The 13,726-nt window shown below is 72.7% G+C and carries 11 protein-coding genes and 1 pseudogene; 4 read left to right on the top strand and 8 right to left on the bottom strand.

Annotation, left to right across the window (positions count from 1 at the left end):
- Positions 1–556: 556 nt before the first annotated feature.
- Entirely contained in the window at positions 557–1,591 is a 1,035-nt protein-coding gene (trpS, locus tag ADK41_RS31375) for a tryptophan--tRNA ligase (RefSeq protein ID WP_030836084.1), read from the top strand.
- Here the strand turns inward: trpS and ADK41_RS31370 are convergent.
- Positions 1,522–2,526, bottom strand: a complete 1,005-nt coding sequence (locus ADK41_RS31370) for a GlxA family transcriptional regulator (protein ID WP_030836081.1) — start codon at positions 2,524–2,526, stop codon at positions 1,522–1,524. The two genes, trpS and ADK41_RS31370, sit on opposite strands and share 70 nt — an antisense overlap.
- A 75-nt stretch (positions 2,527–2,601) precedes the next feature.
- Here ADK41_RS31370 and ADK41_RS31365 point away from each other — a divergent pair, with 75 nt between their 5' ends.
- Entirely contained in the window at positions 2,602–3,186 is a 585-nt protein-coding gene (locus ADK41_RS31365) for a cysteine hydrolase family protein (protein ID WP_030836079.1), read from the top strand.
- A 463-nt stretch (positions 3,187–3,649) separates the two neighbouring features.
- Here the strand turns inward: ADK41_RS31365 and proC are convergent, their stop codons facing one another.
- The 4 genes and pseudogenes from proC to ADK41_RS31350 form a co-directional block, all read right to left on the bottom strand.
- A complete protein-coding gene (gene proC / locus ADK41_RS31360; protein WP_030836077.1) occupies positions 3,650–4,462 on the bottom strand; it encodes a pyrroline-5-carboxylate reductase in 813 nt (270 codons plus the stop codon).
- 228 nt (positions 4,463–4,690) lie between these two features.
- Positions 4,691–5,100: pseudogene (locus ADK41_RS40110) on the bottom strand (class I SAM-dependent methyltransferase); the annotation flags it as partial.
- Positions 5,101–5,131: 31 nt separating this feature from the next.
- Positions 5,132–5,629 (bottom strand): hypothetical protein, encoded by a 498-nt coding sequence (locus tag ADK41_RS31355; RefSeq protein WP_030836075.1) that lies wholly within the window; start codon positions 5,627–5,629, stop codon positions 5,132–5,134.
- Positions 5,630–5,778: 149 nt separating this feature from the next.
- Positions 5,779–6,105, bottom strand: coding sequence for an SH3 domain-containing protein (locus ADK41_RS31350; RefSeq protein WP_030836073.1), 327 nt, complete (start codon positions 6,103–6,105; stop codon positions 5,779–5,781).
- A gap of 184 nt (positions 6,106–6,289) precedes the next feature.
- On the opposite strand from ADK41_RS31350, the gene ADK41_RS31345 reads away from it, so the two are divergent.
- Positions 6,290–8,419: a protein kinase domain-containing protein gene (locus tag ADK41_RS31345; RefSeq protein WP_030836071.1), complete on the top strand. Its 2,130-nt coding sequence runs from the start codon at positions 6,290–6,292 to the stop codon at positions 8,417–8,419.
- 200 nt (positions 8,420–8,619) lie between these two features.
- On the opposite strand, the gene ilvD is transcribed toward ADK41_RS31345, so the two are convergent.
- The 3 genes from ilvD to ADK41_RS31330 form a co-directional block, all read right to left on the bottom strand.
- A complete protein-coding gene (gene ilvD / locus ADK41_RS31340; RefSeq protein ID WP_030836069.1) occupies positions 8,620–10,473 on the bottom strand; it encodes a dihydroxy-acid dehydratase in 1,854 nt (617 codons plus the stop codon).
- 247 nt (positions 10,474–10,720) lie between these two features.
- Entirely contained in the window at positions 10,721–11,557 is an 837-nt protein-coding gene (locus tag ADK41_RS31335) for a sugar phosphate isomerase/epimerase family protein (protein ID WP_030836067.1), read from the bottom strand.
- Between the two features lie 81 nt (positions 11,558–11,638).
- On the bottom strand, positions 11,639–12,571 hold the full coding sequence (locus ADK41_RS31330) for a Ppx/GppA phosphatase family protein (protein WP_030836063.1): 933 nt from the start codon (positions 12,569–12,571) through the stop codon (positions 11,639–11,641).
- Between the two features lie 95 nt (positions 12,572–12,666).
- Between ADK41_RS31330 and ADK41_RS31325 the strand changes: the two genes are divergently transcribed.
- Positions 12,667–13,548, top strand: a complete 882-nt coding sequence (locus ADK41_RS31325) for a hypothetical protein (RefSeq protein WP_030836060.1) — start codon at positions 12,667–12,669, stop codon at positions 13,546–13,548.
- Positions 13,549–13,726 lie beyond the last annotated feature (178 nt).

Below are 13,726 nucleotides of genomic sequence, written 5' to 3'. Positions count from 1 at the left end.
TTTCCGGGGTCCCGCTTCCGCGTTTCCCTTTCCGGCGGTTCCGACTCTATCAGATCCTTTCGGGCCTGATTCCCGGTCGGAGCGGGCTGTCTTCACGGCCGTTGGGCCGTTCCGACGAGTGAGACTTTAGCGGATTCCCGGTCCCCGACCTAATCGGGGTCCTGCTCCCTTTCGGGCGCGGATTCCTCATTTCACAAATACGTATGCCAAGGACGTGACAGCAGACAGAACGCTGTCCCGAACAGTGGTGGTACTTGTGGAATGGCTGTCCGGGGACCGACCGGGGTCGGCGCTCACGTCGGACAACTCGGAGAACCATACGGATCCTGCCGGAGCGTGTCAACCCGCTGCCTCGTCCCACCCTCCGGGCGTACTCTGGCCCGTATGACCACGCGTACGTACAGCCAGTTCTGGTGGGCCGCCTGACGGCGGCCGCCTCCTACGTGCGCACTCGACGGCCGCCGCCTCGGCGGCCGTTTCTGTTTCTCCCTCCAGGACTCCGAGGGGCGGCCAGCCGGGGACGGCGGCCTTGGACCGGAGACGGAGAAGAGAAGAGATGACACGGGTCTTCAGTGGGATCAAGCCGACCGGGCACCTGACGCTGGGGAACTACCTGGGCGCCATGCGGCAGTGGGCCGCGGTCGACCAGCACCGGGCGGACGCGCTGTTCTGCGTCGTCGATCTGCACGCGCTGACCGTGCACCACGATCCCGCGCGGGTGCGCAGGCTGAGCCGGCAGGCGGCGACGTTGCTGCTGGCGTCCGGGCTGGACCCCGCACTGTGCACGCTGTTCGTGCAGAGCCACGTGGACGAGCACGCGCGACTGTCGTACCTGCTGGAGTGCGTGGCCACGGACGGCGAGATGCGGCGGATGATCCAGTACAAGGAGAAGGCCGCGCGGGAACAGCGGCGGGGCGGGAGCGTGCGGCTGTCGCTGCTGACGTATCCGGTGCTGATGGCGGCCGACATCCTGGCGTACGGGACGGACGAGGTGCCCGTCGGTCACGACCAGACGCAGCACGTGGAGCTGGCGCGGGATCTGGCGGTGCGGTTCAACCAGCGCTACGGGCACACGTTCGTGGTGCCGCGGGCGACGAATCCGTCGGTGGCGGCTCGGGTGATGAATCTGCAGGACCCCCTGTCGAAGATGGGCAAGAGCGACGACACCGGGCCGGGGATCGTCTACCTGCTGGACGAGCCGGACGTGGCGCGGAAGAAGGTCATGCGGGCGGTGACCGACAGCGGGCGGGACGTCGTGTACGACAGGGAGTCCCGGCCGGGGGTGGCGAATCTGCTGGAGATCCTGGCTGCGTGCTCGGGCGGGAACCCGGAGGCGTTGGCCGGTGTGTACGAGTCGTACGGGGACCTGAAGCGGGACGCCGCGGAGGCGGTGGTCGAGGTGCTGAGGCCGGTGCGGGAGAGGCACGGGGAGTTGTGCGCGGATCCCGGCTATGTGGAGGGGGTGCTGCGGGAGGGTGCGGAGCGGGCGCGGGGCATGGCCCGGCCGACCGTTGATGCCGCCTACCGGGCGATCGGCTTGTTGCCGGCGGGCTCGGATACCGGGGCGCCCGTGCTGAACGCGGTCCGGTAGGCACGAGGGCTGGTGGCGAGGCGTGATGCGAAGTGCTGGCGCATGGTGACCTCGCTGCCGAAGCCCGCACGGCGGGCGACCTCGGGCATGGGGAGGTCGGTGCGTTCCAGGAGGCGCTGAGCCGCGGCGATGCGCTGGTCGAGGAGCCAGCGCAGCGGGGTGGTGCCGGTGGCCGCAGTGAAGTGGCGGGCGAAGGTGCGCGAGGACATGCCGGCGTGGGCGGCCAGGTCGGCGACCGTGAGCGGTTCGTGGAGGTGGCGCAGGGCGTGCTCGCGTACGGCGGCGAGGGCGTCGGTGTTGCGGTCGGCGCGCGGGGTGGGGTGCTCGATGAACTGTGCCTGGGTGCCGGTGCGGAAGGGGGCCGTGACCATGGAGCGGGCGATGGTGGCGGCGGCCTCGGCTCCGTGGGCGAGGCGGATGAGATGGAGGCAGAGGTCGATGCCGGCGGCGGTGCCGGCCGCGGTCCAGATGTTGTCGTCCTCGATGAACAGGGCGTCGGGGACGACGGTGACGTGGGGATGGTGTGCGCGGAAGAGGTCGATCAGGTTCCAGTGGGTGATGGCGCGGCGGCCGCCGAGGAGTCCGGCCTGGGCGAGGGTGAAGGCGCCGCCGCAGAGGGCGGCGATGGTGGTGCCGCGGGCGTGGGCGTGACGGAGGGCGTCGAGGACCGGGGGTGGTGCGGGGGTGAGGTGGTCGTCGAGGCCGGGGACGACGATCAGGTCGGCGTCGGTCAGCCAGGTGAGGGGGCGGTCGGGGAGGAGGGTGAGGCCGCCGCGCATGGGGACGGGGGTGGTGTCGGTGGCGGCGCGGTGCAGGTCGAAGGCGGGGGCGCCGCGGTCGGTGCGGTCGGGGCCCCAGACCTCGGTGATGACGGAGACGTCGAAGGCGCGGATGCCGGGGAAGGCGACCAGGGCCACGCGGTAGGGGGCTGCCATGAGTGGCAGTAAACCATCGATCGCTGGCTTTTGGACCTCTGTGAGCCGGTGCTGCCGGGCGGCACGATCGTGGGCATGGACATCGCGCAGAACGCAGCACTGGTGGTCGTGGACGTGCAGAAGGGCTTCGAGGAGGTCGGCTTCTGGGGGACGCGGAACAACCCGGCCGCGGACGACAACATCGCCGCCCTCATCGACGTATGGCAGTCGACCGGTCGGCCGGTCGTCTTCGTGCGGCACGACTCGGTCGAGCCCGGGTCGCCGTTGCGGACCGGGGACGAGGGCAACGGGTTCAAGGAGTATGTGGAGCGGCGGCGCGGGAAGGGAAGCGGGGCCGAGCTGCTGGTCACCAAGAGTGTGAACTCGGCGTTCCTCGGGACACCGGATCTGGACGCCTGGCTCAGGGAGGCGGGGATCTCGCAGGTCGTGCTGGCCGGGATCCAGACGAACATGTGTGTCGAGACGACGGCGCGGATGGGCGGGAACCTCGGGTACGAGGTCGTGGTCGCGTTCGACGCGACGTACACCTTCGGCCTGGAGGGGCCCTTCGGCTGGCGGCGGAGCGCGGACGAGCTGGCGCGTGCGTCGGCGGTGTCGCTGCACGGGGGCGGGTTCGCGGACGTGGTGACGACCGAGGACGTCCTGACCGCGGCGAAGTGAGCCCCGTCCCTGGCATGGGACGGGGCGGGGCGGAGGCAAGCCTGGCCGGCGGCCTCGGTCAGTCGCCGGTCACCTCGCTGAGCTGCTGAGCCGAGGACACGGCACCGGCCCAGACAGTGCCAGCGGCCGATGTCGGCCTCGCCGGCCGCGACCTTGAAGGTCAGTTCGGTGGAGGCTCCGGGCCAGCCCGTCCCGTCCACCGCCTGGACCTGGAGACGGTAGAGCCCCGACTGTTGCGGAATGTGAGTGACCGTGGCGGCCGTGGCTCCGGCTCCCCTGCGCCGTCTCCGGTCGTGTCCGTTCCCGTCGGTTCGTCCCCACCCCAGTAACACGGAGAGTCCCCTCTTCCTTCACGATCTTGGCATGAGCACGGATTCAATATCCCTGCTCACGCGGCGCCAAGGCATTTGGGGGCCCCGTGGCCGGGCCCTCCGGCTCGGGCGACCGGCGGGCCGGGGGAGGGTCAGTCCTTGGCGCCGCCGGCGAGTTCGCGGCTGCGGTCGCGGGCGGCTTCGAGGGCGGCGATGAGGGCGGCCCGTACGCCGTGGTTCTCGAGTTCGCGGATGGCGTTGATGGTGGTGCCGGCGGGGGAGGTCACGTTCTCGCGCAGCTTCACCGGGTGTTCGCCGCTGTCGCGGAGCATCGTCGCGGCGCCGATCGCGGACTGGACGATCAGGTCGTGGGCCTTGTCGCGGGGCAGGCCGAGCAGGATGCCGGCGTCGGTCATGGCTTCGACCAGGTAGAAGAAGTACGCCGGGCCGGAGCCGGAGAGGGCGGTGCAGGCGTCCTGCTGGGACTCGGGGACGCGGAGCGTCTTGCCGACGGCGCCGAAGATCTCCTCGGCGTGGGCGAGGTGGTCGGCGGTGGCGTGGCTTCCGGCGGAGATGACCGACATGGCCTCGTCGACGAGGGCGGGGGTGTTGGTCATGACGCGGACGACCGGGGTGCCGGTGGCGAGACGGTCCTCGAAGAAGGCGGTGGGGATGCCGGCGGCGCCGCTGATGATCAGGCGGTCGGCGGGGACGTGGGGGGCGAGTTCGTCGAGGAGGGCGCCCATGTCCTGCGGTTTGACCGTGAGGATCAGGGTGTCGGCGGTCTTGGCGGCTTCCTGGTTGGAGACCGGGGTGACCCCGTAGCGGGTGCGGAGTTCGTCGGCCCGTTCCCGGCGGCGGGCGGTGACGAGGAGGTCGGTGGGGGCCCAGCCTGCGCGGATCATTCCGCTGAGCAGGGCTTCGCCGATTTTTCCGGTGCCGAGGACTGCGACTTTCTGGGTCATGGCTGGGGTGCCCTCCGGGGGTGCGTCGTCCTGTGGGCATCCTCGCATCCCGGCGGGTGGGGGGGGGTGGGGCGTCCAGGGGGCGGGACGTCGGCGGTGGGGTGCCGTCCGGGTTCCTCGCCCCCGCCGTCCCGTCCCGTCCCGCCCCGTCCCGTCCCCGAGGGCTGTGCCCCCGGACCCCCATCGGCCTGAACGGCCTCGTCCGTACACGCCGGACGGGCTGTTCACGCCGCCCGGCCGCAGGACCCATACCACCTCCGGGACGGCGCGGACGGGGTCGGTCCAGTGCCAGGCCTGAGCGTAGGCGATGAGGTCGGCGTGGTGGCCGGCGAGGGGGAGGGCGTTGCCGTCGCCCCGGACGACCGGCACGCCGGGGAGGGTGCGGCGGAACTCGGCCGCCATGCCGTCACCGGGCTCGACGGCGATCACGTGGGTGCCGCGCGCGGGCAGACGGGCGGTCGCGATCCCCGTGCCGGCGCCGACGTCCACGACCCGGGAGCCGGCGAGGGGCGGCCGGTCAGTTCCTCGATCGCGTCGAAGAGGGCGGGCGGGTAGGAGGGGCGGTTGGCGGCGTACCGGGCGGCTGCCGCGTTGAAGGAGTGGGCTCGGGTGAGGTGGTCGGCCCTGGGCGTCGTCATACGGCCATGGTGGCCGGGGTCTCCGGTGGGGTCAGGAGCGGCGGCGCTTCTTCGACGGATCGCCCGAGCGGCGGGTGGTGCGCTTCTCGTAGTCCGCGCGGGCCCTGTCGTACTCGGCGCGGTGGAGCTTCTCGCCCGGGGCCTCGGTGAAGGTGCGGAGGAAGTAGGCGAGGAGCGAGCCGACGAAGCCGACGGCCAGCAGGCCGCGCAGGGAGGCCTGGCGGTCGGGGTCGGGGCGGGTGGTGAAGGCGGACCAGGTGTGGCGGAAGGCGAGCGAGCTGCAGATCGCGAACATCACGACCATGAGCAGCGGGACGAAGCCGCCGACGTCGGCGATCCGGAGCCCGTCGTAGGCGAGGCGCAGGACCAGGCAGGCGGCGGCCGCGGCGGCGAGGGAGCCCACCGCGACGCCGACGCGGCGGGCGGTGTAGCCGCCGGAGTGGTCGACCCAGGTCGTGCCGAAGAAGCGGATGGGCTCGGGCCGCGGGCCGGCGGGGGTGCCGCTCGTGTCGTTCTCTGCTGCGCTCACCGGTCGATTGTGACGCCTCCCCCGCGTGCGCACGCAGGTCCCCTCCCCTGCCGGCCCCCGTCGCGGGGGCGTGCGCGACCGTGCCCCGCGGCTCCGTGCGGAGCCGCGGGGCACGGTCGGGCGGCGTCGGGTCCCGAGGAGGGACGTCACTAGCAGCGCGGGGCCACGTACCCGTCGCTGCCGGTGCGGATGTACGCGTCGGAGACGTACTGGCCGCTGCCGATGTTGTCCCAGATGTTCGAGGCGCCGTACGGACCCGTCACCCAGGTGCCCGGCGTCTGGCAGTTGATCGCGACCCTGGAACCCTCGGGCAGGGTCCGGACGACCGAGTAGCCGGTGCCGGGACCACTGCGCACGTTCAGCCGGTAGCCCGGCGCCACCGGGTAGGAGCTCGCGGTCGCGGCCGCCGTGGTGACGGCCTGCGCGGCCGCCTTCCCGTCCCCGCCCGCGATGTCCCGGCTCTGGTCCACAGACATGGAAAAACCTCCCCCGTTGCGCCCCACGACCGTCGTGGGGCCACGTTGATTCCCCTGCAACACACAGTGAAACACCGGTTTTCGATGCGCACACGGAAGCGGGCAAGCCGCCTCGGCCTCGCACACACCATCGACTAGGCTCCGAGCGTCGCGCGCGCGAACGAACAGCACGGGGGGTGGTTCCATGGCGCCGCAGCAGAACACCGGAGCGGGCGCGGAAGCGGAACTTCCGGAGTACGCCGGCCACTACCGTCTGGAGTCCTGTCTGGGCTCGGGCGGCATGGGCGTCGTGCATCTGGCCCGGAGCACCTCCGGGATGCGGGTCGCGGTGAAGGTCGTGCACGCCCGGTACGCCAGGGATCCCGAGTTCAGGGGACGGTTCCGGCAGGAGGTGGCCGCGGCGCGGCGGGTGAGCGGGGCTTTCACGGCGCCGGTCGTCGACGCCGATCCGGAGGGCGGGCGACCCTGGATGGCCACCCTGTACATTCCCGGTCCGACGCTCTCCGAGCAGGTGAAGCGGAACGGGCCCATGGATCCGGACCAGTCGCGTCGGCTGATGGCCGGGCTCGCGGAGGCGCTGCGCGACATCCATCGGGTCGGGGTCGTGCACCGGGACCTGAAGCCGAGCAACGTGCTGCTCGCCGAGGACGGTCCGAAGGTCATCGACTTCGGCATCTCCCGGCCGAAGGACAGCGAACTGCGCACCGAGACGGGGAAGTTGATCGGCACGCCGCCGTTCATGGCACCCGAGCAGTTCCGGCGGCCCCGGGAGGTGGGACCCGCGGCCGACGTGTTCGCGCTCGGGTCGCTCATGGTGCACGCGACGACGGGACGCGGTCCGTTCGACTCCGACAGCCCGTACGTCGTCGCCTACCAGGTGGTGCACGACGAGCCCGATCTGACCGGCGTGCCGGAGTCGCTCGCGCCGCTGGTGCTGCGGTGTCTCGCCAAGGAGCCCGACGACCGGCCCACGCCGGACGAGCTGATGCGGGAGCTGCGGTCGGTGTCGGCGGCGTACGACACGCAGGTGTTCGTACCGGCGCAGCGGACCCGGGAGGCGCAGGAGGCGCCGGAGGGGGCCGCGCCGGAGCCCTCGGCGGACGCGCCCGCGGAGCGGCCCGCGCGGCGTCTCGGCAGGAGGAGGGTCCTGGTGGCCGGGGTGCTCTGCCTCGCCGTGCTCGGCGGGCTCGCCTCGGTGCGGGTGTTCGGCGGCGAGGAGACGGCGCGGAAGACCCCGGCCGCGCAGAGCGCGCCGGGCGGCTTCGGCGTGTGGGAGACGGCGCCCGGCCCGGAGGGCGGCGGCATGCCCCAGTGCTCGTACGGGGCGGAGAAGCTGCTGTGCGCGCTGCCCGGTCTGGTCCTCGCCCTCGATCCGGCCGACGGCCGCACCCTGTGGCGGCACGAGGTGGCGGGGACGACGCGGAGCGAACCGCCGGTCGTGTCGGGCGGCCTCGTCCAGCCCTCCCTCGACCGGATCGGTGACCTGGAGGCGCTCGACCCCGCCACGGGCGAGCCGGTGTGGCAGGAGGACGCGCCCGCGTACGACGGAGTGCGGGCGGTCGGCGACACGCTCCTGCTGACCCGCTCCGACGGGACGGTCACGGGCGTGGACGGCGCCTCGGGCGGGACCAGGTGGTCCCACCGGATTCCGGGGCAGGCCGTGCCGTACTTCTCCTCCTTCGCCGGGGAGACGGGGGGAACGGGAGAGCCGTCGGCGTACACGACGAGTCCGTCCGGGGACGGGAGCGGGACCCGGGTCACCGCGGTGGATCCGGCGACGGGGGACGTGCGGTGGGACGCGGAGCTGGAGGGGGCGCTGACGCCGGTGGGGGCGGCGGACGGGTCCGTGTACCTCCTCGTCGGCGGCGCCGTCCACGGGGACGTGAAGGCCGTGCTCCGCTACACGCCCGCCACCGGGGCCGTCCGCCGGGTGACGCTGCCCGTGCCGGTCGCGCAGGCGGAGGCCGGCGTGCACGGGGACACCGTGCACCTCATGGGTGCGGGCGGTTCGCTGGTGGCGGTCGACATGGCGGCGGGGAAACAGCGGTGGCGGCTGGAGACGGGCGTGAGCCGGGGCTCGGCGCCCGTCTCCGACGGGCGGCACGTGTACGTCACCGCGCCCGACGGGCGGCTGCTGGGCGTCGACGCCCGCGCGGGGAAGCTTCTCGGGCAGACCCGGCCGCGGCTCGGCGCCGACTCCGACCGGGTACCCGCCGCGCTGCCCGCGCCCGTGCTCGCGGGCGGCCACGTCTACGCCGGCGCTCCCGACGGGACCGTGTTCGCCGTGGCCGGGCGGGATCCGGCCGGCTGGTGATCCCGGCGGGCGGCCGCTCGAACGGACGGCACCCCGGAACGGGAAGGCCGGCACAGGGACCGCCGAGCCGGTGATCGCGGACGGTCCTGTCCACGCCTCCGCGTCCCCGGGGGCACCGCGGCCGGGCGGGACCCGGGGCCGGGTGCGGCGAGGGCCGCCCCCGCGGTGCGGAAGCGGCCCTGGGCGCGGCCCGGTGGGGCTCAGCCCAGCTTGGTGATGTCGCGCACCGCGCCCTTGTCCGCGCTGGTGGCCATCGCCGCGTACGCCTTCAGCGCCGCGGAGACCTTGCGGTCGCGGTTCTTCGGGGCGTACCGGCCGTTCAGGGCCTGCTCCCGGCGGGTCAGTTCCGCCTCGTCGACCAGCAGCTCGATCGAGCGGTTCGGAATGTCGATGCGGATGCGGTCGCCGTCCTCGACCAGGGCGATGGTGCCGCCCGAGGCCGCCTCCGGGGAGGCGTGGCCGATGGACAGGCCGGACGTGCCGCCGGAGAAGCGGCCGTCGGTGATCAGGGCGCAGGCCTTTCCGAGGCCGCGGCCCTTCAGGTACGACGTCGGGTAGAGCATCTCCTGCATGCCGGGGCCGCCCTTGGGGCCCTCGTAGCGGATGACGACGACGTCGCCCTCCTTGACCTGCTGGGTGAGAATCTTCTCGACGGCCTCCTCCTGTGACTCGCAGACGACCGCCGGGCCCTCGAAGGTCCAGATGGACTCGTCGACGCCGGCCGTCTTCACGACGCAGCCGTCGACGGCGAGGTTGCCGCGCAGGACGGCCAGGCCGCCGTCCTTGGAGTAGGCGTGCTCGGCGGAGCGGATGCAGCCGCCCTCGGCGTCCTCGTCGAGGGAGTCCCAGCGCTCGGACTGGGAGAAGGCCTCGGCGGAACGGACGCAACCGGGGGCCGCGTGCCACAGCTCCACGGCCTCCTGCGACGGGGAGCCGCCGCGGATGTCCCAGGTCTTCAGCCAGTCCGCGAGGGAGGGACTGTGGACGGAGTGCACGTCCTCGTTGAGCAGGCCCGCGCGGTGCAGTTCGCCGAGGAGGGCGGGGATGCCGCCCGCACGGTGCACGTCCTCCATGTAGTACGTGCGGTCCTTGGCGACGTTGGGCGCGACCTTCGCCAGGCAGGGGACGCGGCGCGAGAGGGCGTCCATCTCGGTGAGGCCGTAGGGGACCTCCGCCTCCTGGGCGGCGGCCAGCAGGTGCAGGATCGTGTTGGTGGAGCCGCCCATCGCGATGTCGAGCGCCATGGCGTTCCCGAAGGCCGCGGGGGTGGCGATGTTGCGGGGCAGGACCGAGTCGTCGTCCTGCTCGTAGTAGCGGCGGGTCAGGTCCATCACCGTACGCGCGGCGTTCTCGTAGAGCGCCTTACGGGCGGTGTGGGTGGCGAGGACCGAGCCGTTGCCGGGGAGGGAGAGGCCGATCGCCTCGGTGAGGCAGTTCATCGAGTTCGCGGTGAACATGCCGGAACAGGAGCCGCAGGTGGGGCAGGCGTTCTCCTCGATGCGGAGGATGTCCGCGTCGGAGATCTTCTCGTTGACCGCCTCCGACATCGCGTCGACCAGGTCCAGTGTGCGGACGGTGCCGTCGACCAGGGTGGCGCGGCCGGACTCCATCGGGCCGCCGGAGACGAAGACCGTGGGGATGTTCAGCCGCAGGGCCGCGTTGAGCATGCCCGGGGTGATCTTGTCGCAGTTGGAGATGCAGATCAGGGCGTCCGCGCGGTGCGCCTCCACCATGTACTCCACGCTGTCCGCGATCAGGTCGCGGGAGGGCAGGGAGTACAGCATGCCGCCGTGGCCCATCGCGATGCCGTCGTCGACGGCGATGGTGTTGAACTCGCGCGGGATGCCGCCGGCCGCGACGACCGCCTCGCTGACGATCCGGCCGACCGGGGCCAGGTGGGTGTGGCCGGGGACGAACTCCGTGAAGCTGTTGGCGACCGCGATGATCGGCTTGCGGCCGATGTCCGCACCCGGTACACCGGAGGCGCGCATCAGGGCGCGGGCGCCCGCCATGTTGCGGCCGTGGGTGACTGTGCGGGACCTCAGCTCGGGCATCGTCGCTCGCTCCTTCGGAGAGTTATGACTGCCGTCGAGCGTACGCCGGTCATCCAGTGGGCGGGACGGGGTGTCCGGATTTCGGGACGGGTGTCTCGGTCCGGAGGGGTGTCAGCGCCCGGTGAGGTGCCCCTGCACCACCGGCGCCACCCGCCCGCCGATTCCGTACGAGGGGGACGGCCGCGGCGCCGGGCGGTGCCGTCGCTCCGCGCGGGAGTATCCGGGCCGTCGCCCGAGGCGATGCCGGTCATCGCCGCGGCGCCTCGATCGTGGAGGCGGCGGACAGGTGCCGCCGGGTGAACGCCAGCGCCTCGGCCAGGTCGGCCTCGCGCTCCGCGCTCGACATGGCCCGGCGGGTGTTGACCTCGATGACGACATGGCCGTCGAAGCCGCTCGACGCGAGGCCCTCCAGCACCTCGGCGCAGGGCTGGTCGCCGCGGCCGGGCACCAGGTGCTCGTCCTTGGCGGAGCCCCTGCCGTCGGCGAGGTGGACGTGGCCGAGGCGGTCGCCCATGCGGTCGATCATCCCCAGGGTGTCGGTGCGGGCGGTCGAGGCGTGGCTGAGGTCGATCGTGAAGTGGCGGTAGTCCTCTTTGGTGACGTCCCAGTCGGGGGCGTACGCGAGCATCTCGCGGTCGCGGTAGCGCCAGGGGTACATGTTCTCGACGGCGAACCGCACATCGGTCTCGTTCGCCATCCGCCAGACGCCGTCCACGAAGTCGCGGGCGTACTGCCGCTGCCAGCGGAAGGGGGGATGGACGACGACCGTGCTCGCGCCGAGCTTCTCGGCGGCCGCCCGGGCCCGCTGGAGCTTGGTCCAGGGGTCGGTGGACCACACGCGCTGCGTGATGAGCAGGCAGGGCGCGTGGACGGCCAGGACGGGGATGCGGTGGTAGTCGCTGAGTCTGCGCAGGGCCTCGATGTCCTGGCTGACCGGATCGGTCCACACCATGACCTCGACGCCGTCGTACCCGAGGCGCGCGGCGATCTCGAAGGCCGTCGCCGTCGACTCCGGGTAGACGGAGGCCGTCGACAGGGCGACCTTCGCATCCGGAATGCGGACTGCGTCCCTTGCTTCTGCCACGAGCCTCAGATTACGGGGTGGGGCCGGGTGGATGCGGGGTGCCCGTTCGCCGTTGTGGTGTTTGTCATGGGCGCGGGGCCGCTATCCCTGGCCCATGTGATCCAGTCTGCGGAGGATCACGCCCTCCCGCAGGGCCCAGGGGCAGACCTCCAGGCGTTCCACGCCGAACAGGTCCATGGCGCCCTCCGCGACCAGCGCCCCGGCGACCAGCTGGCCCGCGCGGGCCTCGGAGACGCCGGGCAGTTCGGCGCGCTCGGCGGCGGTCATGGCGGCGAGCCTCGGCACCCAGCCCTCCAGGGACTCCCGCTTCAGCTCGCGCTGGACGTACAGGCCCTCGGCGGAGCCGGGGGCGCCGGCGATGCGGGCGAGCTGTCTGAAGGTCTTGGAGGTGGCCACCACGTGGTCGGGTGCGCCGAAGCGGCTGAACTCCCCGACCGTGCGGGCTATCTCGGTGCGGACGTGGCGGCGCAGCGCGCGCACGTCGTCCGGCCCGGGCGGGTCGCCGGGCAGCCGGGCGGCGGTGAGGCGGCCGGCGCCGAGCGGCAGGGACGCCGTGGCGTCGGGCTCCTCGTCCATGCCGTAGGCGATCTCCAGGGAGCCGCCGCCGATGTCGATGACGAGCAGTTTCCCCGCCGACCAGCCGAACCAGCGGCGGGCGGCGAGGAAGGTGAGCCGGGCCTCCTCGCCGCCGCTGAGCACCTGCAGCTCGACCCCGGTCTCCTCGCGCACGCGTGTGAGCACGTCGTCGGCGTTGCCGGCGTCGCGCACCGCGGAGGTCGCGAACGGCAGCAGTTCCTCGACGCCCTTGTCCTCGGCGGCCTGGAGCGCCTCGTGGACGACCGCGACCAGTCTGTCGACACCCTCGGGGTGGATGGCCCCGTCGTCGTCGAGGAGCTGGGCGAGGCGCAGTTCCGCCTTGTGCGAGTGGGCGGGCAGCGGACGCGCGCCGGGGTGCGCGTCCACCACCAGCAGGTGCACCGTGTTCGAACCCACGTCGAGGACACCGAGTCTCATGGACGGAACGCTACTGCCCGCCGCGCGGCGTGATACCCGGTCCGCGGCGGCCGGGCCGCTCCCGTCGGGGGACATGGGCGACTTACCCTGGACGGGTGCCAAAGACGAAAAAGGCGAAGGCCGAGAAGACGGACAAGAAGGCCGGGAAGGACAAGAAGGCCGGACCGGCCGAGGGTTCTTCGCGGGCGACAGCACCGCGGACGCCGGGGACGGCTCCGGCGGACGACGAGAAGGGGCTCGATTTCGCCCGCGCATGGGTGGAATTCCCTGATCCGGCCGACGACGAGCAGGTCTTCCGCTGCGACCTGACCTGGCTGACCTCTCGCTGGAACTGCATCTTCGGCAGCGGCTGCCAGGGCATCCAGGCGGGCCGCGCGGACGACGGCTGCTGCACCCTGGGCGCCCACTTCTCGGACGAGGACGACGAGAAGCGGGTCGCCGGGCATGTGGCGAGGCTCACACCGGACATCTGGCAGCACCACGCGGAGGGCACGCGGAACGGCTGGGTCTCACAGGACGAGGACGGCGACCGCCAGACCCGCCCGTTCCAGGGCTCGTGCATCTTCCAGAACCGGCCGGGCTTCGCGGGCGGCATGGGCTGCTCGCTGCACATCCTGGCCCTCAAGGAGGGCCGGGAGCCGCTGGAGACCAAGCCGGACGTGTGCTGGCAGCTGCCCGTCCGGCGGACCTACGACTGGATCGACCGGCCCGACGACACGCGCGTGCTGCAGGTGTCGATCGGTGAGTACGACCGCCGGGGCTGGGGTCCGGGCGGCCACGACCTGCACTGGTGGTGCACCTCGGCCACCTCGGCGCACGGTGCCGGGGACCCGGTGTACGTCTCCTACCGCGCGGAGCTGACCGAGCTGATGGGCAAGGCGGGCTACGACCGTCTGGTCGAGCTGTGCGAGGAACGGCTGGCCTCGCAGCTGCCCCTGCTGGCCCCGCATCCGGCGGACCCCGTCCGACGCCCCTAGGGGTGCGGCGGAGGTCCTGTCCGCCGGGCGACGCCGTGCACGCTCCTCCGCTCTCGGCTTCGCTCCCGGCTCCGCTCGAGCGGGAGGTGCCGCCACCGCCGCACCGGGCCGAGTACGTCCGGTACGGGGCCCGGCGCCCGGCAGGCCGGGAGGCCTGTCACCGTCCACGGCCTCCCGA

It is taken from the genome of Streptomyces caelestis, assembly GCF_001279005.1.
GTDB lineage: Bacteria > Actinomycetota > Actinomycetes > Streptomycetales > Streptomycetaceae > Streptomyces > Streptomyces heliomycini.
This window is presented reverse-complemented; position numbering and strand designations above follow the sequence as displayed.

Bases quoted from the DNA above. Each gene is read 5' to 3' on its own strand.
- trpS (WP_030836084.1), top strand. From the start codon at position 557: ATGACACGGGTCTTCAGTGGGATCAAGCCGACCGGGCACCTGACGCTG.
- ADK41_RS31370 (WP_030836081.1), bottom strand. From the start codon at position 2,526: ATGGCAGCCCCCTACCGCGTGGCCCTGGTCGCCTTCCCCGGCATCCGC.
- ADK41_RS31365 (WP_030836079.1), top strand. From the start codon at position 2,602: ATGGACATCGCGCAGAACGCAGCACTGGTGGTCGTGGACGTGCAGAAG.
- proC (WP_030836077.1), bottom strand. From the start codon at position 4,462: ATGACCCAGAAAGTCGCAGTCCTCGGCACCGGAAAAATCGGCGAAGCC.
- ADK41_RS31350 (WP_030836073.1), bottom strand. From the start codon at position 6,105: ATGTCTGTGGACCAGAGCCGGGACATCGCGGGCGGGGACGGGAAGGCG.
- ADK41_RS31345 (WP_030836071.1), top strand. From the start codon at position 6,290: ATGGCGCCGCAGCAGAACACCGGAGCGGGCGCGGAAGCGGAACTTCCG.
- ilvD (WP_030836069.1), bottom strand. From the start codon at position 10,473: ATGCCCGAGCTGAGGTCCCGCACAGTCACCCACGGCCGCAACATGGCG.
- ADK41_RS31330 (WP_030836063.1), bottom strand. From the start codon at position 12,571: ATGAGACTCGGTGTCCTCGACGTGGGTTCGAACACGGTGCACCTGCTG.